Source organism: Candidatus Gromoviella agglomerans (assembly GCF_021065005.1).
Classification (GTDB): Bacteria; Pseudomonadota; Alphaproteobacteria; order CAJXXZ01.
Map to the genome: position 1 here is coordinate 125,100 of NZ_CP069247.1, position 24,615 is coordinate 149,714.

A 24,615-nucleotide genomic window follows, 5' to 3' on the forward strand; every position below is an offset into this window, starting at 1 on the left:
GTAAAGAATTTGCCAGATTATATCTGTATATAATAGAATTGCAAATAGTATATACATCATACATTATTTAGTTCATTTAACGCATTTTTTACCGCATCAAAATCACTAAATGGAATTCGATCTTCAAGAATAATTTGCTCTTTTTCATGACCTTTTCCAGCTATTAATACACAAAATTTGCCAGTATTTTTTATTAGCATTTTCTCCTTCAATAAAGGAGTTAAAAATGTAAAGTTATTTATCCATGCCATTAATTGAATAGCAAGTGATATTGCATATCGTCGGTTACTAACTTCAATAAATGAAGATGAAGCTGATAATAATTCACTCCTAATTAAATGAGCAGGTTCATTTCTAGGATTATCATCTGTAACTATAACAAAATCTGCGTAAGTTTTTGCAATTTCTGCCATTCTTCTTCTTTTATGTTTGTCTCGATCTCCACCACAACCAAAAACCAATATAATCTTATCGTATGTCATTCTCAAGTCTCTCAATGTGGTTAACATAGCATTTGGAGTGTGACCGCTATCCACAAATACGTCGTGACCATCAATTTTAGATAATCTCCCATACACAGAATTGATATTTGGAATAATTTCTGCTATTTTTTTAACAAAATCAGCTAACGAAATACTATATTCATTCATTTGCAATTTTGCGATTGCGATACATATTACAGCACACAAATTTAGCATTTGAAATTGAGCAAATATCTTGCTTGTAGTGCATATTCTCATACCAAAAATATTGAATTCTACTTCCAAAATCTCTCCCCTACGCGTAGTTGATACTAACTGGACATCTGAATCATCTCTTACTCCATATTTTATGATCTTTATATTTCTAGCGGAACAAACGTCTTTTATTTTTTCTAAATGAGGAATCGAATCGTTTATTATTGCAACTCCATTAGAATTAATTAATTCCCCAAATAACCTTAGCTTTGCATTAAAATAGTTCTCATATGTTTTGTGTATATCAATATGATCTTCGTGAAAATTAGAAAATACTCCAATTTGAATGTTAGCAAAATCTATTCTATGCTGATCCAATCCTATACTCGTAGCTTCAAAAAAACAGTTAGATAAGTAATGAAACTCATTTAAAATTTCAAAAAATTCCTCACTATTTGGAGTTGTTAAAGCCGACTTTAACGGAAAACTGGATTCAGTTAGATTGCCTTTTACATAAGAAACAGTTTTCACACCCAAACTTCCTATGCATATAGATTCACCATTCCAAAAATCTGCCATCTCTCGAAAAACTTGCTGAGCAATGTTACATATAGACGTTTTTCCATCAGTTCCAGTCACTGCAACCATAAAATTGGGCTGTTTAGAGTTATAATGCCTAGAAGCGAATGCAAGAAACTCCATCAAACACTCAGTTCTTATCAAGATCGCTTTTGGATAAATATTATTTTCATAATTATCTAATATATTTCGAATTTCGTTAGCAAATGATTCTTGCAAGTTATTACATTTAGAATTTTTAATCTCAAAACTTACATCACTGCCTATTTTTTTTATAATTTCATAACTCTTATCAACAATATAATTTGATCTCAATTGCAAAACATTATTGTAGTTAGATGTATCGTATAAAACGATGATTGCGCCTCGAGAAATTGCATCTTCAATGTAATCAAACCCATTTCTTTGATAACCATTTATTGCTACAAATATTCCGCGGGGAAGAATTTTACGCGAATCACAACTTACTCCTGAAAAATATTGAAAAGGGAATAACATAAGCCTTCGCTGCATAGCAAAATGCTAATCATACATGGATTGTATATAAATACAAAATATTTTAAAAGTTATAAATAAAGAAAAAATCCAAATTTTCAATAATGCTACAGTGAATTTAAAATGAGAACCAAAAAGCTCTTATAAAATATACAGAGCAAAATATAATTTTTAAAAATATCAAGTAATCATTTTTTTTGTCATAATAATTGTCCATATATTAAAATAAATAGCTTAAAATTCAAATAATATGTCGATAATATAGCTTTATACCTTATGAATTTTAGAATTTAATTACATGAGTCAATTACTTCATCATCTCCCACGTCATCGTTTTCTAGACAAGCGACTGAAACGACTCTTTCTCCATCTATCATTCTGCAAATCGTAACACCATGAGTGTTTCTGCTAGATATTCTGATATCACTTACCTTACATCTAATTAATCGGCCGAGATTTGTACTTAAAATTATCTGATCATTTGTATTTACAGGAAATGTAGAAATCACAAATTCATCATTCTTAACTTTCATTGACATAACTCCCTGCCCTCGCCTTAAGCTCCTTCTATAAGCATTTTCAGATGTCATTTTCCCAAATCCATGATCACTTATACTCATAATCAATTGGTCACCCAATGTATGAGAAATATCAGACTCTACATCACCCTCTACATCAATTGATGATTTCAAAATACACATCGAAACAACTTCATCATTTCCAATGAGTTTTATTCCTTGTACTCCACTAGAATCTCTACCGACAAAAACTCTAATTTCATCAACAGAAAATCTTATACTTTTACCATTTTTAGTCGTTAACATAATATCGCTATGATCCGAACACTCCAAAACAGATACCAACCTATCATTTGCATCCAATTTCACTGCTATTTTACCAGTTATTCGAACATTTTCAAAATCTTCAATTTTATTTCTTCGTACAAATCCTTTTGCAGTTGCAAATACGAGATATTTACTTCCAAAATCTTGATTTGCCTCATCTTTAAATGCTACAGGTAAAATCGCAGATATAACCTCATTTTCTTCAAGAGGTAGCAAATTAATAATCGTTTTTCCTCTAGATTGAGCACTCACTAAAGGTAATTTATACACTTTTTCTTTATAGACCTTACCATTAGAAGAAAAGAACAATATATGTGAGTGAGTATTTGCAATGAACATACGTGTGACAATATCTTCATCCTTTAATCCAACTCCTGTCTTGCCCTTTCCACCTCTTTTTTGCAGTCTGTATGTACTTAATGGAACTCTCTTAACGTATCCAGCAAGGCTTATTGTTACGACCATATCATCCTTTTGCACCCAAAAATCTTCATTTATTCCCAATAAACAAGGAGAGATTTCAGTTTTTCTATCAACTCCAAACATCTTCTTAATATTGAGTAACTCTTCCTTCATCACAGACATCAATCGCTCAGGAATATTAAGTATCTTAATGTATTCATCAATTTCATCTAACAATCCCTTTATTTCATCCGAAAGGGCATTTTTTTCCAATTTAGTCAGTCGGTGTAGTTTTAAGTCAAGAATAGCACGAGCTTGCTTTTCGTCAAACTTATATACTAAACTAGACAAGCTCATAAATTTCATCAATTCATCAGAAAGAGTCCATTTTTCATTCATCAAAGCATTTAGAGCAATAGCGTAATCAGTAGAAGATCTTATAATACTGATGATTTTATCTATATTATCTATACACAGCATGAGAGCATACAAAATATGAATTCTCGCTTGACATTTCGATAAAAAGTATATTGTTCTACGCTGAATTACCTCTTTCCTAAACTCAATAAATGCACTGAGTATATCAATCAACCCCATCTGCTGAGGCTTGCCGTTATTTAGAGCAAGCATATTAAAACTAAAACTCACTTCCATCTGAGATGTAGCAAATAACTGAGAAACTATTCTTTCTGCATTAAAATCTTTCTTAATTTCTATCACAACTCGTATTCCATGCCTATCAGACTCATCTCTCATATCAGCTATGCCTTCAATTTCCTTTTTTTGAACCAAATCCAATATCTTTTCGAGCATTTTCGCTTTATTCACTTGATATGGAATTTCTGTGATGACTATAGCCTCTTTTTTGTCTGACACAGATTCAATATCATAACGAGCACGCAAAATAATTGATCCTCTACCAGTTCTATAAGTATTCTCTATATCGCGCAGAGATACTATTATTCCACCAGTTGGAAAATCTGGCCCAGGCAAAACTTGTAGCAAATCAAATAAGGTAGCTGAAGGATTGTCTATCAATAAACATGTTGCATCGATTACTTCTGATAAATTATGAGTTGGAATATTTGTTGCCATTCCAACTGCAATTCCATTTGCTCCATTAACCAGCAGATTTGGGAACATCGCTGGTAAAACTGAAGGAATTGTCAAAGTATTGTCATAATTTGACTCATAATCTACAGTGTAGTTGTCGTAATCTTTACACAACAGCTCTGCAATATATGTTAGCCGAGCTTCGGTGTACCTGCTAGCTGCTGCTTTATCTCCATCAATAGAACCCCAGTTACCTTGACCATCTACTAAAGTATGCATCATAGCAAATGGCTGAGCCATTCTCACCATTGCATCATATATAGATCCATCTCCATGAGGATGATATTTTCCAAGAACATCTCCAATTATACGAGCAGCTTTTTTATATGCTCTATTGTGCAAATACCCTCCCTCTTGCATTGCATATAAAATTCTTCTGTGAACTGGTTTGAGTCCATCTCGAACATCAGGAAGAGCTCGACTTACTATTACACTCATTGCATAGTCAAGATATGACGACGTCACTTCATTTTCAAATTCTACCAATCTTTCTTGGTTGTTTTCTTCATCTTCATATGAAGAGTGAACATCTATATTTTCAAAAAATTCATAAAAATTCATATAATTCAAATAGATTTCCACAAATGCATCAAATACTTTATCATCAATCTGACACCATTATTTAACAGAATTGTACAATTAATTTCCTAATCTGTAACTCTTTTTCCTCAATTTTTCATCATACAAATTTGTTATTTATCTATCTCATCAATTCCAAGCAAATGATAACAAAATTCATCTGCATTAAATTCAATCAAATCATCAATTTTTTCTCCAACTCCAACAAAATAAATAGGCAATTTGAATTTTTCTACAATACTTAGCAAGGCTCCTCCTTTCGCGCTAGTATCTAATTTTGTAACTATCATTCCATCAATCTCAACGTACTTCAGAAATCTTTCCATCTGAGCTATCAGATTTTGCCCAACAGAGCCATCTAGCACAATTAACGAAATTATCTTCGTTTTACAATTCTTTTTTGCGACATTTTGCATTTTTTGTAACTCAATCATCAAGTTAGTATTTGTATGGAGTCTTCCAGCTGTATCTATTATGCAAAAATCTAAATTTTGAGACATATTGATTCCATCAAAAACCAATCCCGACGGATCTTTCCCTTTATCAGAAAGAATTGAAATATTAATTCTTCTTGCCCATTCTGCTAACTGCTCAGTAGCCGCAGCTCGAAAAGTGTCAGCACAGACGATCATTCCAGATTTCTTTTGACTTTTCAATTTATAAGCTAATTTCCCAACCGTTGTCGTTTTTCCAGAACCATTTAATCCAAAAATCATGATATTTGCAGGAAAATCAAACAAATAATTTGTGTCTTGAGTAAAAATTGGTCTAATTATTTCAAATACAAATTTCATAAGATGGTCAAAGCTTATTTCTTGATCAAAATACTTGTCCTTTATTTTATCAATTATGTTTTGGCTAATTTTTGGGCCAACATCAGACTGTATCAAAATTGCAAATAACTTAATCAAACTTTCTTCATCAATTCTTTTAGAGTAAAAAAATATTGACTGAATTGCATCTGTCAGTCTTTGAGATGATTTTTTAAGACTAGACTTGATGAATGATACCAATCCCATGAAAAATATAATCGATCAGAGTACCATATCTTACTTCAATATCCCTTCTCAGCAAGAGTTTTTTATGATAAAGTGTTGCGAAATGTACTTTTCGCTCTTTGTTATATAATGGGAATGTTTACAATACTAGATATAGGTAATAGTAAGACTCATTGTATCGTAGCTAATATCAATTTCGATTCATCTGAAATATTGTCATCGATTATTCACAAAACCGTTGGATTTTCAAATGGATACGTCGTTGATATGAATTTATTTAAAGAATCAATGTATGACATAATTTTCAAAGCAGAACAAGAGTCAAAATCTGTAATAAACGAAGTTATAATAATACTAAATGGTCCATACATTTCTGAAGATCAAATCTCCGCAAAGATAATCTTAAAAGATACACCAATCAAACAAGAAGATTTAAGTAAAATACTAGAAAAATCCAGATTATCATCAAAAGATAGCATAATAATTCATTCTGATGTTATGCAATACCAGATCGATGATGGAATATCAATAAACAACCCAGTAGGAATGATTGGTCAAGAATTAAAGATACGAATTAGAAATATAAAATCAAAATTCACGCCTGTGCAGAATATATCAATATGCTTTAATGATATTAATGTAGCAGTGAAGGATATATTATTTGGCAATTACATACTCGGGTATTCATATAAAACCTACTCAGAGAATGGGAATTTCACAGCTATCGATATTGGTTCTCATTTGACAAAAATATCAATCTTCGAAAATGGAATTATGCAAAAGCACTTGACTTTACCATATGGCGGAGATTTCATAACAAATGAAATTTCTCACTCCACAAAAATTCCAAAATCTCAAGCTGAGAGAATAAAAATAATGTACGGATCAGCAATAAATATAGGAGCTTATAGCGATGACGATAATATATTGACCACATCATTGGAAAATGATTCGATTCAAGTATCAAAATCAAGAATAAACAACATAATATCATCACAAATTAATCAAATGATCGAATTAATTCGAAATGAAATTGTTCCTCAAGGAGATTGCCTTATTCTATCAGGCGGTACTGCTTTATTACCTCATATTACAGATAAATTTCAAGAAAATATCGATATAAATGTGATTTTACCGAATTTTAAACAAACAAATAAAGACTTTTCTAGAAACAGACTTAGCAAAACAAGATTTGCAAATCTTAATGCTCAAAATGCTATGATTATCGGCGCAATAAATTTCTTACAACTTAAATCTGGCATGAGTGGAGTAAAAAATAATTATGACAATAAAAAGAATTCTTTTATAAAGAAAATTTTATTGTGGGTCAATAAGAGAAAATAAATTTATACACCGATGCGTGAGTATACAAAAATCATTCATATCAGGGTTCTATAGCATAATTGCAAACCTAGAATCAAAATATCGCATAAATTTCATTACTCAACAAAAATATAGACGAAATAGCTTAAAAATGATATGATTTGCAGTGCGGATGTGGCGGAATGGTAGACGCGCTAGGTTTAGGTCCTAGTGGTGCAAACTGTGGGGGTTCAAGTCCCTCCATCCGTATTGATTGTCTGAAAATATCTTTTGATTGACTATCAATTTCATGAATTTTACTCCATAAATAAACGGTTAGTATTTATTTTATTATTATTAAACAATGAATTTATCAACATTCAACTGACGCTGCAATTACTGATTCAAGTTTTATTGCAAAACATTCTTTTACATTCAACTAAATACAAAAAAAATATGTGATAAGAATCAAGGATTAACACAAGAAAGAAGTTTTTATAAATTAGTTCCAAAAAAAGAAAATGATGAGATCAAAACAAAATGTGAAAAATTAAAAGAATATTTGAATAATTTTTCAAAAAAAATCCAATGAAATCTCTTTAATAGATTTACTAAAAATGTTAATAATGCTAGATTCTTTTCAATGAAAATACTGTTCACTACCACACATACAAGCTAGAAAAAATAGTAAAAAATTAATATTATCAATAAATGACAACTAAATCATTGCATAGAGCGTAAAAAGAAGACGTAGAACCTAAAAATATTCCAAAGATAGTTGCAATCCGTAAATATGTTATTGCTAAATAATAAAATTCAAATTCACTTTACTTACAATAAATGACAAATTTATTTACTCAGACTTTATCATCAAATTAATCTTAGTGTAACCGCAAGAAGTCATAATTCCCATAATTCTAGCAACAAATCCGTACATCGATGATGTATCAGCATATATTCTGACCACACACCCTCTATCTAAAGAAGATATAGCCGACAAAAATTCAAACTCTGGAATCTTTTTGCCATTTAAAGACACATCACCATTCGCAGTCAACACAACATCTATCGTGTTAGATAAACTGGACTGATTAGATGAAGATTTAGCAGAAGGCAAATTGACCTCAAGATGAGAAATAGCACCAGCAGCAAAAATCATAAAAACCACCAAAAGCACCAACAAAACATCCATAAAAGGAGTCATGTTAATACGGTGATCGATTGAAGGACGCTTCTTCATTATTCTCTTCTAGGCATTTTCATATAAGCCACTTTTTCACTGAGCGACTTTTGTACCAAGGAATCAGCCCCACTTGGGAGAACAAAATCAGCACCACTTGGCAGAGCAATATCTCCCACAGTAATTGCTTCTGCAACATTCATCGCATGCAAATCAACATCTATATGCGACACTAAATTGTTTCCAAGAACCTTTAACTTCAAGACATTTTTGTGTATTTTTATCACTCCACCCTGCTTTATGCCTGGTGCTTTTTCCATATTCTTAAATACAAGAGGCACTTCCAAAACAACCATCCTGTCTGGAAATAGTTTCACGAAATTAACATGTAAAGGATAACCCTGAATCGGGTGATATTGAACTTCTCTTGCTAACGCATCGCAAATTTTGCTTCCATTCTCGTCAATTAACTCAAAAGATCTATTGAAAAATCCTCTTTCCATCAATGCTCTGACCACGCTCTTAAAACAAATAGAGTAACTAATACATTCACTCCCATTCTGCAAAGTACAAGGAACAAACCCATTATTACGCAAAGCTTTTACAAGCGACTTACCGTGCACGCGAGAACTTACCACAAAAGAATTCATATTTCAAATTCATAAAACATTCTCAGGATTCTATTAAGATTTTTAAATTATTGCAATATAAAATGTATACACTGATAGAACAATTATTGTTTAATGCGAAACATTTGTATCATTCTATGAGAAATTTTAAACCCTCCTCCTATATTCACAGATCCAAATAACAGTGACAAAAAGGACAATATCAATTCAAAATGAGATGTTGCACACAAAATGCATTTCATGCTACCTATAACCACAATACTGGATATTGCATTTGTAATCGACATAAGCGGAGCATGCAAAGCATGAGTAACTCGATGAGTGATATAAAAACCAAGAAATACACACAACAAAGCAACAAGCATGAAATTGCAATAAAAGCAATTGAATGAAATTATCATACAAATTTATTTTGTTCAATAATATTGATTACAAAAATTGCATACAAATCAAATATTGATATGCATCAACAAAATAAAATAACAGAGTGTAGATAGCCTCAAGATATGTTATTATCACCCCAAATCAAAGATAAATCCCATTCATTATATGAAAAAAAGGAAATTGCTCATGAATAATTTTGCTTGGCTTGAAGAGCATAAATTTATACTTGATATATTATCCGAAGACAACGAAGAGGCTAGATTTGTAGGAGGAGCAGTTAAAAATAGCTTGTTGAATCAAGATTTTCATGATTTTGATATCGCAGCAACTATGCTCCCTGAAAAAATCATGCAAACTTTGAAGAGAAATAAAATAAACGTCATTCCCACTGGATTACAACATGGCACGGTTACAGCTGTTATGCATGGTCATTCATACGAAATAACAACTCTAAGAACCGATGTACAAACATACGGCAGGCGCGCAGATGTAGAGTTTACAAAAAATTGGATTTACGATGCTGAACGAAGAGATCTTACCATAAACGCAATCTATATGGATAAAAATGGGAAAATATTTGACTATTTTGAGGGAGTGAATGATTTATCATATGGTATAATCAAATTTATTGGTGATCCTGAAACTCGAATTCAAGAAGATTATCTACGAATTTTGAGATTTTTTAGATTTTTTGCCGCTTATGGATTGAAAATAGATGAAAATGGCCTAGAAGCATGTAAAAAATACAGATATAAACTGCTTAGTATATCAATTGAGCGAATTACTAAAGAAATATTAACGATGTTAAAATACGAATCTCCTGAACTCGCAATATGCTTTATGCATGACATTGATTTGTTAAGTATAATTTTTGCAGAGCAAAGCTCTTTTCTAAAAAATTACTGTAGAATGTGTATAAATAAATTTTCAACTGGAGATAATATTTCACGAATCAGTGACAATGACTTTGAAAAAATTAAAAATGATATTCGCAAAGAAAATTCTGAGTTCAGACAAAATCTGTTTACTTTCATAGAATTCTTACAATTTGAAAAAAAATCATTTTCTCTCATCAGTAATGCAGTTAGTCACAAGATTTCATCTTCGAATTTATTGAGATTGTTTTTGTTAACAGATAATTTCTCAAAGCTTTGCTTATCAAATAAGCAACTAAAATATATTAACACATTAAAATCTATATATAATCAATCTTCTATCAATTTTTTGAACAAAATTCGTACATTTTTATATAAATTTAGAAAGATTTTTGACGAAGATTTAGTCAAATTCTTGATAAATGATACAATGCTTTTGATGGCATTTCGAGAAAATTCCAACAATGCAGAATTACTAAATATGCAAAATATATTATTCACAGAATTTCAAGCCCCTCCTGATGTATTTCCGATTAATGGAGAAATTTTATTAACACTTGGAATAAAAGAAGGGAAAAATATGGGAGATATTATGCAAAATACTATGAAATACTGGTTAAATTCAAATTGTTCAGCGTCTAAGGAAGATTGTTTGTCATATGTTAATAATTTGATTTAGATTGTACGAGAAAACACAGAATTATAATATTTTTGAGTCACTATCTGAAAAATCATCCACTATAAAATGTTATATAAACAGTTGAATTGAACACACTAAAACTAATAAAGATTTAAAATTAATCGTCTAAGTTATATAATTAAACAATTTTACTAGCATGAATTTATACATGAGTATAGAATTTTATATATCTGAAGCAGCATTCACAAAGATATTATCACTTACAGTGTATGAAAATCCAGATGAAACAGAAGAATTGATGAAAAATTATAATCAAACAATTAATGATTTCGATGATGATTTTATCATAAATGATAATCAAATTGAAAATAAAAATAATGATCATCAAATACAAATTGATAAAGATAAAAAAACTCATTTCAGAATTCAAATTCAAGGAGGTGGGTGCTCAGGATTCGAATATAATTTTTCCATTACTCAAGAAAAAGATATAAATGATGCAGAATTAACAATTCAAAGCGATGAAGACCAAATATCTTTATTAATAGACAAAATGTCTCTAAATTTCTTATCTGGAGCCTACCTAGATTACAAAATAGAAGTAATCGGATCTCGATTCCTCATATCCAATCCAAATGCTTGCGGTACATGTAGCTGTGGATCATCATTTGAATGTAAAACATAAACTTGATAGACATACATAATTAGAAATTGATTTAAATATGAATCCACTAAATGGATTTTTCTATTAAATTCATACCATGATATGTGATTTGAGTCATTAATCAGATTCTGTTTTGTTTTTTCAATTATCCGTTAACTCACTCCATATTTTTTAACAAAAATCTTTTAATAACTTTGCTTGTTTTAATGATTATTTTAATGTTTGTTTTACGCAAAAATCTCCATTTAAAGATTGTTTGTACCCATAATAGACAAAAGTATTTTTAAAGAAATACAATTATCCTCCTTCAACCAAAAGTTTATTTTTTGACAACTATTGAAAAAAAAATAATTTATAGTAGCATTGATCATGCCCCTGTGGCGGAATGGTAGACGCGGCAGACTCAAAATCTGCTATCCATTGGATGTGGGAGTTCAAGTCTCCCTGGGGGTATTTGTTTGCGAAGATATAAATATTCTTTCCTTTTATGAAGTAATTGACCAAAAATTTAAAGAGAAATTACACTTTACCTTTGAAAAAATATTACTGCTATCATTCAAAGTATGATAATAATTTTGAACAACAGTCCATCTTGATAAAGCTATCAACAAAAAAAATATTTTTATTTTAATGTAACAAACTTATTAAAATTAACTTAATTATAAAAAATCTAATAATTATTGATTTATTAACAATCGAACTTCACATACAGTTTTATCGCTAAACAAGCTGCATACGCAACTCGATTACCAGCAGCAGAATCATTATTTAAAACAGGAAGAGGATTTTTAACTTTTATTAGATCAGATCTGTGAGTAGATAAAACAAAAATCAAACCGTTACTTCTCTTATATGAACTTTCAGATAAAAAATCAACACGCTTGCCAAATAATTCAATATAACAATTATTACTCGTAGTATTTATTAATAAATCATAAGTCACAACACTTAATAAATAATGATTGCTTAGTTTAACTTTAAATTGAATTGTTTCAAATTTTTTGTCATAATTCTTGATTGAATAATACACAAAAATATGGAAAAAAACACCTACAATAAGCAAAATAACAGTAACAATTCACAATCTACCAGCAATAAAGTTGATCAACTTAGGAATATGTATAAAAAATATTCAAACCTTGCAAGTGAAGCTAAGAGTAATGGAGATTTGGTAGAATTTGAGCTTTATTCTCAGTATTTAGAACATTATCAGCGCATTTTGATTCAAAATAAAAACACTCAAAGGAATAATGATATGCAGAAAAAAAACCGCTTGAATGATACTCCATTTAATAATACGAATCAAAAAAATAATCAGCAAATTCATGTAATTGATCAAAATAAAAACGATGATTTGAATAGGAATGCAAAAGAAATTGATACTGAAATCGACGCGAGGTGAACAATCTTAATAAAATTTACAAATCATATTGAGACATTATTCTGCTTAAAAATTTTAATAATAAACGTCGCCAAATTGCATGATATAGAGTTCTTGATCAATGCAAAAACAGTACAAAATATGAAGACTAAAAACCGTTACTTTATACATATAATGTGGATTTTAAACTTCATTGCGCCGTAAAAAAATCAAAAACAAGAAATTTAGACTTTCATAACCAAATTTAACATAAAAATCAAGCAACCCTCGATTGACTACCAGAGTAATTCTTTCTAGTCCCCAAACTAATCTTTTTCGCCAACACACTTCTTTTTTTTGCATAATTCGGAGCAACCATCGGATAATCTGATGGCAATCCCCATCTTGATCTGTACTCATCAGGAGTAATATTGTAAGAACTTTTTAAATGCCTTTTAAGCATTTTCAACTTCTTGCCATCCTCCAAACAAATCAAATAATCATCAGTAATCGAGTCTTCAATACTCACAGCTGGAGCTTGTCCAAACCCAGATGAAACTTGCTTATAAGGCAAAAAAATCAAAGTGTTATAAACATTATTGATCAAATCAAGCAATTCAGATGAAGACATTTCATTTTTCGCAGCATAAGACGCAACAATGTTACCGACGGCAGAGTATATAGAATCGTCTTTTGAAACACCTGAATTTACAGTACTCATTTAAAACACAAAACACGAAATTCAATGAAGATGTTATAGTAAAAACTACAAAAATTCAATAGAAACTTATAAAAACACTTATAAAAATCAATATTTATAAGTAATAATATGCTTAATTATCACAAAACTCATCCACTTCAAACGGCTGATTGCCAAAGTTGTGCTCATCACCACTAGTAGATGGTGTACTAGGAGATACAGCTTTTTTTGCAGTAAACGCATTACTATCTTGCATCAATTGAATATTCTTATCCCGCAATTTAGAATTCTGATCCCATAATGTACTCTTCTCTTGCCGCAATTGAAGATTCTCACGGTATAATGCATTATTCTGATCCCATAATGCATTCTTCTCTTGCCTCAATTGAAGATTCTCATTCTGCAATTCCTTAATCATTGCATTCAATTCATGATTATTTTTAAATTCTAGAGCAATCCGTTCTTCTTCTCGAGCTTGCAAATATCTTATACATTCATCAATATCATCTGATAATGTACCAACAATACGGTTGTAATCATCAGCAAATTTATTAAATTCTGCAATCAATTTTTCATATTCTGCAATCAATCCAGGATTAATATTTAGATTCAACATACTTCTAGCTGCAAGAATAGTAGCATCTATTTTTTGTAATTGATGACTTAATTCTGGATTTTCTTGTACAGCACCAGGTGCGTTACTTTTGAGTCCCAGACATTTTTCATACAAATCATGCAAACTTTTTTGAGGAAAATTCTTGCTAATCTTGTCAAGATGATCATGAATTTTTTGAGCAACAACTTGAGAACTATTATTCTGCTGTTGAAGTATAAATCTTTGAAATTTATCAAACTCATCAATCCTTTTACTAACATCTTCAATCCACTTTTTGATATCATCTAATTCATTATCCTTTTCAAGAAGCTGTCCTTCAAGGGAAGAGAGCTGCTTTTTAAGCTGAGCAATCTCATCATCTTTAGCACTCAACTGCTGATCTTTCTGAATCAGTTGCTTCCGCAAATCCTCTAACTCCCGATCTTTCTCAGCCACCTGCTGCTCGTGCTGCTGCCTCAGACCCACCAACTGCTGCTCGTTATCGGCCAGACTGCGCTCGTACTCCTTCTGCAAAGCCTGCATCTCTCGCTCTTTCCGAACCAACTGCTGCCTCAACTGCTCATTCTCATTCTGTCCGTTCTTGAGCTGAGAGTTCTCTTTCAGAACTTTTTGCAAATCTTTTAACAAGTTCACATTTTCACTAAACCGAGCATTAGACTCCTTTTGCAACCTAACATTTTCCTGATCCTTAATCAAAATTTGCTTTCTAAGCTCAGATTCAACACCTTTAACTCTATCAACCTCTCCTCGAAGGCGGCTTATCTGATCTAACCCTTCATCAGAATGAATCAGTGAATTCATTGATAAGAAGTATTTTTCATCGCAAATTCCAAGCTCAATTCTTTTAAGATACATCCAGACAGCATCAATCTTCACATCAACAGACTTATTATTTTTCAGACCATGAAAATACTTACGCAAAGTATTACAAATACCAATATGACTCATATCATCATGATACATGTCTCTTTTAAATAGAGACTGAACTTTTACATTCACACCATACTCATGAATCATTTCACTTCCATAACGAGCATTTGATCCAACTGGATTGCAAAATACAAACTGAGATTGAAATAAATTCAATAAACACAAAAAAGTTAATTGTTTTTTCACTATAGAAAAAGCGATAACACAGGATATTTATATCATTAATATATAGTTAATGCAATAGCAGATCTAAAATAAAAAAATAATAGCTCAACAAACTTATATCATTAACATATAATTAATTTAATAATACATATCAAATAAAAAATAATAAACATGAATTATTAGATAATTCAAAGAAATTATTACTATATACTGTATTCAACCAACAAGGTATAAAATCCATTTCTCAATCATATATTATCGAATAAAAAAACATATTCACTCACAATAAAAACATATCTCACATATGTCACATTATCATGAAACTCATTATTGTTTCTCAAGACGATATTATATAACATTTTTGTGATTAATATCCAAAATCTTGAACACATAACAATTGCCTGATTCATCAATCAATTGATTCATTAAAGTATAAAGAAAATTTAATATATCTATTTATAAATAATTTCCTCATTAATTATAAGACATATTATTCAATAAGAGATACCATCAATTGGCAATTTTTGAATCTAATATTGCTAAATATATTTACTCTAAATAAGCACCCATTAATTTTGAGATCGATAAGCGAATTCGTATTACATCTACGATTTAGATAATCGTCTATCCTCATACTGAGCTTTTCGGCCCTTTGCCGCTGATATTACTGCTGATCATGGGAACATTACTGCTGATTTACTGCTGCTGGCTAATCTGCCTACTGAGGCTAATTTCCTTATTATTCATCCTTTTCTGTAAATTCTCAAACTTCAGCTGAGACTCCTTAGAATTATCGTCCAAATGCTTCAAGAACTTCGAAAACCACTGAAACAGCTCATCCAAAATCGCAAATGCAGAACCATAAACATTATATTGCTTCCCATCGCCCAAAATCACTAAATTCCGAAACTTATCCTCCAAAGCATCAAACTGCGGCTGATAATTTTCCTGAAATTTCTCCTTCATCTTTTGACAAAAATTATGATCTCCCTTCACATTCAAAAGATCAAGCACATGCTGAGATCGCTCATCCAACTCCTGCTTATACTTTCGAGCCAATGGATGATTTCTTAACAACTCTCCCCGCTCATCATGGAAATTAATAAAATCAATAAAATTAATAAAATTGATACCACCTCGTCAAAAAACTTTCTATTACTTTCTGCAATCAACTTCGCATACTGTTGCCGCCACTCTTCATTTGTCTCCACAACCACTTTTTCTTGCAAATCTTGCCACTCCTTATTAATCTCTTTGTACAAAGTATGCAAATCCTTTCTATAAGCATCAATCAACAGTTCACGATACTCAATTTCATCAAGACTATTCCGCAATACCTCATGGGTCTTATCATTCAACGCTTGCTGCAAAACGAGCAATCTCCGCATCCTTCTCCTTCAATTGAGCCTCATGCTTCTCAGTTTGAGATTCCAAATTATGCAATAACATAATCTTCTTCTCATAATGCTTAAATTGCTCATCCTGCCATTTACGCCTTCCATACTGGTTAAATTGATTATCCTCCCGCATAGACCACATCTCTTGATCTTAATCTTAATTCGACAACTGCGGCCACAAATTACTAAGAATAGAACTAAATTTATTAATACAAGCAGAAAAAAAGCCATCTCGCTCAGACTAGCGCTTCGTTTGTAAATGCAAATTATCATTATTTTGCAATTCATTCGAGTCTTCACTATCATTATTTTGCGATTTACTCGAGCATGGACTCAAAGTACGACTATGATTATTTCTCGCTTGATCCCACAAATTTTTCAACTTCGACTCATAATCTTTCGCCAAACCATACTGAATTCGCCAGCATTTCCATCTGATGATCAGTCAAATTAAATTGACGAATATTACATGAATTGGTCTCTACATTAGATAGTCCTTCATACCTCTTCAAAAATGCATCGGTCCACATATTCTGTAGTTCTTCATACTCATAAAACAATTTCTGCACAGAGTCGAAATAAGACAACAAAGCCACTGGACTCAAAATCTTGCATACTTTCTAGAACATGCCGAAAAGCCACCGACTGCGAAAATTGCCCCAATGCAACATTCAGCTGCTGATTCTGCTGAAGTTGTTAATCTCTAGGTAACATTGCTTCCGTCGACGCATTCTTCAACGATAGATAAAACTGACAAGAAACCAAACACAAAAGCGAAATAAATATATTTTTCATAAACTAAATATAAATGCGTAAGTGTATAAATCTACCAGTAATAAAAAGTTAATGCAACAATAATTAATAAAAAGTTAATGCAATATCTAAATTGAATTGCCTGAGAAAGTGCATATTAGAAACTCTTTCCACAACATCTCTGATACATTTGCTATTGTTGCTTATTTAGATACTACTTCTGATTTAGGAGCCGCTGATCTTGCCACTCCATCTGATCTTGCTTTCCTATCAGCGTTCATTTTGCTACAACTTCAGTCCAGCTGAGCATTTAAAGTCTGTTCAGAGACTCTGTTCGACTTCCACCTTCTCCGCTTTCTCACTCTTAGGCAATTGCTCAAACAAATCATCCAGAATACCATTAAACATCTTCATATGAAAATCGACAAGACATCAATTGGCTCACAGCATCTCCATGAAAACGTTTATGTTTGCACACTTATATTCCAGAATTCCATTATCAACTTACTATTTAGATACCATCTCGTAAAATCATACTAAAGAAGATGATTTTGACATTTGAAATCATTTCGATTATTCAATTCCTTAGTCTTAACCTTGAACTCTCTTTCATAGAAAGGAACTATACTCATCAGCTCAGTCAAATAACCATTTTGAGAGATCACCTTTATCCTAGGAAAGCTCATTATTCGATAAATGTCATTATTCGATAAATGAACTAGAGTTTATTTAATCTGATAACAAAGCAAATGTATTATTACTGCACGCGATTATTATTACCTATTCTTAGGCTTCTGCGGCTGCTGATTCTTCTTCTGCTGCTGCTGCTCCTGCTGCTGCGTCATAGTCTTCTCCTGCCGCTGATTATGCTTCTTCTTAGCAAAATACGCATTATTCTGATTATCATCAAACTGATTCTGGACTTTGGCATTCTTCTCATTCAATAATTCAGCCACCCTATCCTGCAAAGCAGACACATTAGTCTTCAATTGTTTAAGTTTCGTATTATCATTAATGGGAATCACCTTCAACTGATCGAATATATCAAAATATTTAACTGTATCAAGCATCAATTCATCTATACGAGAATTCAATATGACATTTTCTTTCTCCAATTCAGACAACTTTGCTTCATCTAGATCTTGTGCTTGCTGCTTCAACTCAGCCAACTGCTTCTTCAATTGTGCATTCTGAGTATTCAAATCAACCAACTGCTTCTTCAATTGTGTATTCTGAGTATTCAAATCAACCAACTGCCGCTCAAATTCACCTTTTTCTTGCGCAGATTGATTAGTCAAATCACTCAACTGCTGCTGCAATGCTGCATTCTGAGTATTCAAATCAGCCAACTGCTCATCAAATCTTCCTTTGTCTTGCGCAGATTGATTAGTCAACTCAGCCACCTGCTGCTGCAATTTTCCATTCTGAGTAGTCAAGTACTCCACCCGACTATTCAATTCTTCATTCTGAGCCATCACCCTATCAAGTGCATTTTTTTCTTTATCAAATCCCATACTCAAATCATTCACCTGCTGCTCAAGGTCGTCTTTTTCTTGCACATATTTCGCATTCAAATCAAATATCTTCTGCTGCAATTGTCCATTCTGATTAGTCAACTCAGCCAACTGCTTATTCAAATCAGTAATCCGTATAGCAAATCCATCTCTTTCTTGCAATTCCCCAGTCAAACTAGTCACCTGCTTATTCAAACTATCTATTTGATCCAAAGATATTCCTTTTTCTTGGTTAGATTTCTGAGTCAAATCATCCAACTGCTTATTCAATGCTGCATTCCAATTTTGAAAATCAGCCAACTGCTTATTCAATCCTTCATTCTGACTAGTCAAATTATTCACCTGCTGCTCAAGTACTCCTTTTTCTTGCACAGATTGATCAGTCAACCTATCCAACTCATTATTAAATCTTCCTTTTTCTTTCTCAAATTGAGTATTCAAATCAGCCAACTGCTCCTCAAGTTCATCTTTTTGCCGAGATGTCTCCTCCAACTCAGTCAACCGCCGCCTCAATTCTCCATTCTGAGTATTCAAACCATCCACACGCCGATTCAATGCTGCATTCTGACTAGTCAAATCACGCACCTGCTGGTCAAGTGCATCTTTTTGCTGAGCTCTGTCCTCCAACTCAGCCAACCGCTTCTTCAATGCTGCATTCTGAGTACTCAAATCACCCAACTGCTCCTCAAGTCTTTCTTTGTCTTGCTTAGATTTCTGAGTCAAATTACCCAAATCATTGTTAAGTCTTCGTGTTTGTTCACCAAATTCCTGAGTCGAATCCTCCAATTCCATTTTCAAAGATCGAATCACGCCCTCTAATTCTGTACTACATGTTTCTGCATTCCTTACTTTAAGTTTGAGACTATTCACTAATGCTGCTTGTTCTTCAAGTTCTTTAGATTTTTCTTTCAACTGTGTTTGCAAATGTTGTACTCGTTTTGTCAAACTTTCAACTTGAGCTTTCAAAGAAACATTTTCAAGCCCAAGATTACCAAGAGAGAATTGGGATTGTTGCGCAACCATCAACTGCTGATTCAATTGTCCATTGTGATTTTGAAAGTGAACCACCTGCTGCTTCAATTGTTCATTCTGACTAGTCAAATCACGCACATTCTGGTCAAGTCCTCCTTTTTCTTTCTTAGATTGCTCAATCAAACTAGTCACCCGCTGATTCAATTGTCCATTCTGAGTAGTCAAAGCATCCACCTGCTGCTGCAATTGTCCATTCTGATTAGTCAAATCAGCCAACTGCACATTCAAATCAGCCACCTTCTGCTCAAGTCCATCTTTTTCTTGCTTAGATTGATTAGTCAAACTAGTCACCCGCTGATTCAATTGTCCATTCTGAGTAGTCAAATCACTCACCTTCTGGTGAAGTCCATCTTTTTCTTGCTGAGATTGCTTAGTCAAGTCAGCCAACTGCACATTCAAATCAGCCACCTTCTGCTCAAGTCCATCTTTTTCTTGCTGAGATTGCTTAGTCAACCTATCCAACTCATTATTAAATCTTGCTTTATCTTGCTGAGATTGATTAGTCAACCTATCCAACTCATCATTAAATCTTCCTTTTTCTTTCTCAAATTGAGTATTCAAATCAGCCAACTGCTTCTTCAATTTTCCATTCTGAGTATTCAAATCATATATTTGATTATGCAAACCAACCATTTTCATATTATCTTGCTTTAGTTGATTTAGTTGTGTTTGTGCATACAAAAGATCATCCTTCAATCCATCACTATATAACTTTAAGTCAACATTGGCATCACTCAAACCTTTGAACTCAAGACCAAGCTTTGTATGTTCACCTCTAAGTTTTTCATGTTCATCTTTAAGTACTTGAAGTTCAAAAAATCTTGGATCAAGCGCTAATTTCGCGTTAGCAGTCTCAAGTTGTACAAGTGTTGCAGCTTGTAATTCAATCTGATTACGCATACTGTGAATTTGTTGATCCTTTTGTATACTTTCCACACTTAAAGTATGAAATCGTGTACTCAAGTCATCATACCACTCATGATAATCATTGAACTGTTTGAAATAATAACTAGCAGCACCAGAAAGACAAGTGTTATGTTCACAAAGTTCAGCCAATAACTGCTTAACAAAACTAACAGTAACAGTTTTATCATTCTGTTTTGTCCGCACATCATCAGCTATAAATCTCGCCCCTTTTACTACATTTCTATATTTTTCAACAACATTCTTCGACTCATTTATCTCACGCTCTAGCTCTTTAGGTTTTACAATAAAAGATAATGTTTTACTCCAAGACCAAACCTCAGGCTCCAACGACCACAACTGCTGATTTTTTGCATACAATTTTTTAATTTCAGACTTAATCTGATTCTCATCTTTTAGAGAAGCAAATGTAGAATTGCATAATCTTGACAGTTGATTATAATCAACGTCTTCACCTAATATTTGTTTAAAATTAGCATATCCTCGTAGTGGAAAATTTATCATATCAAGAATATTCATCGCACTATTCTTGAAAGTTTTCCAATTCATCTTAGTAGTAATATCAGTAATATTAAACAATACGAAAAAAACATTCAGATCATCACATTGTTTACGCCATCCTTCTACCTTATCCTTATTTGAAAATAATCTTTTTATGTCTTCATCAGAATCATTACGGGACAACTCATCCCCCGGCCATTCTCCCATTTCGTTCAGATATTTTTTTATATTAGCAGTAGAGTCATAAATATATTTATAACACTGAAAGGTATCAATCAGCAAATCAACAAACAGGTCTCGCACAGCTGCCACAGAGGCAGTGTCCAAAATTCTCATACGAAAGCCAAAATCTTCATCTAGTTTACGAATCCTATCATTATATTGTCTAGTAAGATCAACCTGCGCTTGTTCCAGCTGTGTCTTTAAATCATTTAACTGATTCGTCGGCAACTTCTGAGGAGAACCTCCTGCTTGCTGGGGTTTCTGTACTATCTGAGTCGTAAATATAGTATCAGCATCATCAGAAATATCATTCATATTAGCAAATTCAAGCAACTTACTCCTTGATTTACAAAACCGCAATCTTAATTGTATCATTTCAGAATTAAGATACGCAGTCTCTTGAGTTTTTGATGCCAAACTAATCTGCAACTGCGCGTTCTCATCCGCCGCCTTCTGCAACTGCTGCTTCAACTGCGCGTTCTCCTCCGCCGCCTTCTTCAACCCCGCGTTCTCATCCGCCGCCTCCTTCTGCTGAGCCTTCAACTGATCGATCTGCTGCTTCAACTGCTTGATCTCATTCCTCAACTTAGTGCTCTCGTGGCTCAACCCCGTGTTCTGCTGATGCGCCTGAGACAACCCATTGTTAGACTGCTCCAGACGCCCCTTCAACTGATCGATCTCATCCGCCGCATGCTGCAACTGCTGCTTCAACTGCGCGTTCTCCTCCGCCGCCTTCTTCAACTGCGCGTTCTCATCCGCCGCCTTCTTCAACCGCGCGTTCTCCTCCGCCGCCGCCTTCTGCAACCGCGCGTTCTCCGCCGCCACCTTCTGCAACTGCTCGATCTGCTGCTTCAACTGCGCGTTCTCCGCCGCTGCCTTCTGCAACCGCTCGTTCTGCTGCTCCAACCGCTCGATCTGCTGCTCCAACTGCTCGATCTGCTGCTTCAACTGCGCGTTCTCCGCCGCCGCCTTCTGCAACCGCTCGTTCTGCTGCTGAGCCTCCTTCTGCAACCGCGCGTTCTCATCCGCCGCCGCCTTCTGCAACCGCGCGTTCTCCTCCGCCGCCACCTTCTTCAACCCCGCGTTCTCATCCGCCGCCTTCTTCAACTGCTCGATCTGCTGCTCCAACCGCTCGATCTGCTGCTTCAACTGCGCGTTCTCCTCCGCCGCCTGCTGCTGAAGCTCCGTCAACTGCTTCTTCAACTGCTCGTTCTCCGCCTCCACCTTATTCAACGTACATCTCGTATCAAACCGCTCATTATTTTTCTGAAGCTCTTTTATCTTGGAGGAAAGCTCATTGACATCATTTTTAGCACGAGCAACAACCAGACTCAACTCACTCTTCAAATGCAAGATCATATTATCCGCCTGCTGCTGATCCAGCTTCAACCGCTCATTCTCCTGCTGCAAAGACAATGTGTTCACATTAACACCCGAACTCTGGCCGTCCTTCGTATTAAGACTATCCAAAGTAGATTGCAGATTACTCAACTGTTTACTCAATAATTTGTTTTGCTCATTAAGCCCTTCATTATTCAAACAAACAATACCACACTCCCTCTCCAATCTCATGATCTCAGCGTCCGCCAGCAAATGATCTTCATTCAATTGAGCCTGCAACCGCGCGATGTTATCCAACGCCTCATATATACACTTTTGCTTGTAATCGCTCTCCTTCTTCAACTGCGCGTTCTGCTGCTGCAACCGCCCGATCTCCTCCGCCGCATTCTGCAACTGCTCGATCTGCTGCTGCAACCGCACGATCTGCTCCGCCAACTGCTTATTCAACTGCTCCTTCTCAGCCGCCGCCGCATTCAACTGAGCCTCCAACCGCCCGATCTGGTGCTGAGCCCCGTTGTTCTCCGCCGCCGCATTCAACCGCTGCTGCAACACCACGATCTCCTCCGCCGCCGCATTCAACTGAGCCTCCAACCGCTCGATCTGCTGCTGAGCCTGCTGCTCCAACTCTCTGTTATGCCCCACCAACTGCCCGATCTGGTGCTGAGCCCCGTTGTTCTCGTCCTCCGCCGCATTCAACCGCTGCTGCAACCGCACGATCTCCTCCGCCGCCGCCTTCAACCGATCTTTATAAGAGTACACCAATCTCACAAAACTACCATCATCATCAGAATCCAGAAGATTCAATTTCTGATGCACATCATACCAATCATCTTCAATCATACGCTTTTCCATCAATGTCTGAAGACAGCCCAGCCTCTTCTCCAACTCAACTTTATCTGTGTTCAACTGCGCACGCAAAGCCTCAACCTTACGACTATTCTTATGCATAGCCTGTAACCGATTGATCTCAGCATCCTTCTCACGTAATAGACGATTTAACAGCTCGTTCTCATTGGACAACTGATTGGTAAATTTCTGTCTATCCGCACCAGCCTTCAACTGCACATTCTCTTTCTTCAACTGCGCATTTTCTCGATCTTTTTCAGCAAGTTGTTGCTGCAAATTACGAATAATATCCTCTGGATCATATCCACGCTGAGCATTCAAATACTTTTGCGTAGCATCCAATTGCGATGGCTGAACCTTAACCAGATTTATATGGACCCCACCTGGAGCAGCCTTGTTTTGCAGATTATAACCCGGAGCTGCTCCATACGGCCCAACCGGCTTCCCATAAGCGTAAGGAGCTGCTCCATTTACGGAGCCAACCTTCCCCACATAACCCGGAGCTGCTCCATTTACGGAGCCAACCGGCCCCCCATAGCCAGGAGCTGCTCCATTTACGGAGCCAACCGGCTTCCCATAAGCGTAAGGAGCTGCACCATTTACGGAGCCAACCTTCCCCACATAGCCAGGAGCTGCTCCATACGGCCCAACAGGCCCCCCATAGCCAGGAGCTGCTCCATTTACGGAGCCAACCGGCTTCCCATAAGCGTAAGGAGCTGCTCCATTTACGGAGCCAACCTTCCCCACATAGCCAGGAGCTGCTCCATTTACGGAGCCAACCGGCTTCCATCCACCAAATGGCGGACTATAAACATTATTCACATACGGCACTGCTTCCGTCGACCCATTCTTCGACGAAAGATGAAACTGATAAGAAATCAAACATAATAGTGGAATAAATACCTTTTTCACAAACTAAATTAAATGTATGAGTGTATGAATTTACCAGTAA

General features: G+C 34.5%; 18 protein-coding genes and 2 tRNA genes. 6 read left to right on the plus strand and 14 right to left on the minus strand.

Annotated features, from left to right (window positions below):
* Positions 1-56: 56 nt before the first annotated feature.
* The 3 genes from Gromo_RS00510 to ftsY form a co-directional block, all read right to left on the minus strand.
* Entirely contained in the window at positions 57-1,754 is a 1,698-nt protein-coding gene (locus tag Gromo_RS00510; protein ID WP_231159021.1) for a Mur ligase family protein, read from the minus strand.
* A 287-nt stretch (positions 1,755-2,041) separates the two neighbouring features.
* Positions 2,042-4,672, minus strand: coding sequence for a DNA gyrase subunit A (gene gyrA, locus Gromo_RS00515; RefSeq protein ID WP_231159022.1), 2,631 nt, complete (start codon positions 4,670-4,672; stop codon positions 2,042-2,044).
* A gap of 131 nt (positions 4,673-4,803) precedes the next feature.
* Positions 4,804-5,709: a signal recognition particle-docking protein FtsY gene (gene ftsY / locus Gromo_RS00520; RefSeq protein WP_231159023.1), complete on the minus strand. Its 906-nt coding sequence runs from the start codon at positions 5,707-5,709 to the stop codon at positions 4,804-4,806.
* Between the two features lie 114 nt (positions 5,710-5,823).
* On the opposite strand from ftsY, the gene Gromo_RS00525 reads away from it, so the two are divergent.
* Together Gromo_RS00525 and Gromo_RS00530 are read left to right on the plus strand one after the other, a co-directional pair.
* On the plus strand, positions 5,824-7,032 hold the full coding sequence (locus Gromo_RS00525; protein ID WP_231159024.1) for a cell division FtsA domain-containing protein: 1,209 nt from the start codon (positions 5,824-5,826) through the stop codon (positions 7,030-7,032).
* 147 nt (positions 7,033-7,179) lie between these two features.
* Positions 7,180-7,260, plus strand: a tRNA-Leu gene (locus tag Gromo_RS00530).
* Between the two features lie 583 nt (positions 7,261-7,843).
* Here the strand turns inward: Gromo_RS00530 and Gromo_RS00535 are convergent.
* The 3 genes from Gromo_RS00535 to Gromo_RS00545 form a co-directional block, all read right to left on the minus strand.
* On the minus strand, positions 7,844-8,230 hold the full coding sequence (locus Gromo_RS00535) for an ExbD/TolR family protein (protein WP_231159025.1): 387 nt from the start codon (positions 8,228-8,230) through the stop codon (positions 7,844-7,846).
* Positions 8,230-8,820: a hypothetical protein gene (locus tag Gromo_RS00540; RefSeq protein ID WP_231159026.1), complete on the minus strand. Its 591-nt coding sequence runs from the start codon at positions 8,818-8,820 to the stop codon at positions 8,230-8,232. The genes Gromo_RS00535 and Gromo_RS00540 overlap by 1 nt, the downstream gene beginning before the upstream one ends.
* 83 nt (positions 8,821-8,903) lie before the next feature.
* Positions 8,904-9,164: a proton-translocating transhydrogenase family protein gene (locus Gromo_RS00545; RefSeq protein ID WP_231159027.1), complete on the minus strand. Its 261-nt coding sequence runs from the start codon at positions 9,162-9,164 to the stop codon at positions 8,904-8,906.
* A gap of 184 nt (positions 9,165-9,348) precedes the next feature.
* Here Gromo_RS00545 and Gromo_RS00550 point away from each other — a divergent pair, with 184 nt between their 5' ends.
* The 3 genes from Gromo_RS00550 (at position 9,349) to Gromo_RS00560 (ending at position 11,815) form a co-directional block, all read left to right on the plus strand.
* Positions 9,349-10,737, plus strand: a complete 1,389-nt coding sequence (locus tag Gromo_RS00550; RefSeq protein WP_231159028.1) for a CCA tRNA nucleotidyltransferase — start codon at positions 9,349-9,351, stop codon at positions 10,735-10,737.
* Positions 10,738-10,906: 169 nt separating this feature from the next.
* A complete protein-coding gene (locus Gromo_RS00555) occupies positions 10,907-11,383 on the plus strand; it encodes a HesB/IscA family protein (RefSeq protein WP_231159029.1) in 477 nt (158 codons plus the stop codon).
* 350 nt (positions 11,384-11,733) lie between these two features.
* A tRNA-Leu gene (locus Gromo_RS00560) sits at positions 11,734-11,815 on the plus strand.
* Positions 11,816-12,050: 235 nt separating this feature from the next.
* Here Gromo_RS00560 and Gromo_RS00565 read toward each other — a convergent pair.
* The gene (locus tag Gromo_RS00565; protein ID WP_231159030.1) at positions 12,051-12,305 is read right to left on the minus strand and encodes a hypothetical protein; all 255 of its coding nucleotides are present in this window, start codon (positions 12,303-12,305) and stop codon (positions 12,051-12,053) included.
* A gap of 93 nt (positions 12,306-12,398) precedes the next feature.
* Between Gromo_RS00565 and Gromo_RS00570 the strand changes: the two genes are divergently transcribed.
* Complete coding sequence (locus Gromo_RS00570; RefSeq protein ID WP_231159031.1) at positions 12,399-12,764, plus strand: DUF4167 domain-containing protein; 366 nt, start codon at positions 12,399-12,401, stop codon at positions 12,762-12,764.
* Positions 12,765-12,999: 235 nt separating this feature from the next.
* Here the strand turns inward: Gromo_RS00570 and Gromo_RS00575 are convergent, their stop codons facing one another.
* From Gromo_RS00575 to Gromo_RS00605, 7 genes are all read right to left on the minus strand, one after another.
* Complete coding sequence (locus tag Gromo_RS00575; protein ID WP_231159032.1) at positions 13,000-13,443, minus strand: Ros/MucR family transcriptional regulator; 444 nt, start codon at positions 13,441-13,443, stop codon at positions 13,000-13,002.
* A gap of 112 nt (positions 13,444-13,555) precedes the next feature.
* On the minus strand, positions 13,556-15,154 hold the full coding sequence (locus Gromo_RS00580) for a coiled-coil domain-containing protein (protein ID WP_231159033.1): 1,599 nt from the start codon (positions 15,152-15,154) through the stop codon (positions 13,556-13,558).
* 675 nt (positions 15,155-15,829) lie between these two features.
* Positions 15,830-16,192 carry a hypothetical protein gene (locus Gromo_RS00585; protein WP_231159034.1) on the minus strand — a complete coding sequence of 121 codons (363 nt, stop codon included), beginning with the start codon at positions 16,190-16,192 and terminating at the stop codon, positions 15,830-15,832.
* Between the two features lie 11 nt (positions 16,193-16,203).
* Complete coding sequence (locus Gromo_RS00590; RefSeq protein ID WP_231159035.1) at positions 16,204-16,521, minus strand: hypothetical protein; 318 nt, start codon at positions 16,519-16,521, stop codon at positions 16,204-16,206.
* Positions 16,484-16,663: a hypothetical protein gene (locus Gromo_RS00595; protein WP_231159036.1), complete on the minus strand. Its 180-nt coding sequence runs from the start codon at positions 16,661-16,663 to the stop codon at positions 16,484-16,486. Before Gromo_RS00595 ends, Gromo_RS00590 begins: the two co-directional genes overlap by 38 nt.
* A gap of 256 nt (positions 16,664-16,919) precedes the next feature.
* On the minus strand, positions 16,920-17,126 hold the full coding sequence (locus tag Gromo_RS00600; RefSeq protein WP_231159037.1) for a hypothetical protein: 207 nt from the start codon (positions 17,124-17,126) through the stop codon (positions 16,920-16,922).
* Positions 17,127-18,059: 933 nt separating this feature from the next.
* Positions 18,060-24,575, minus strand: a complete 6,516-nt coding sequence (locus Gromo_RS00605) for a coiled-coil domain-containing protein (RefSeq protein ID WP_231159038.1) — start codon at positions 24,573-24,575, stop codon at positions 18,060-18,062.
* Positions 24,576-24,615 lie beyond the last annotated feature (40 nt).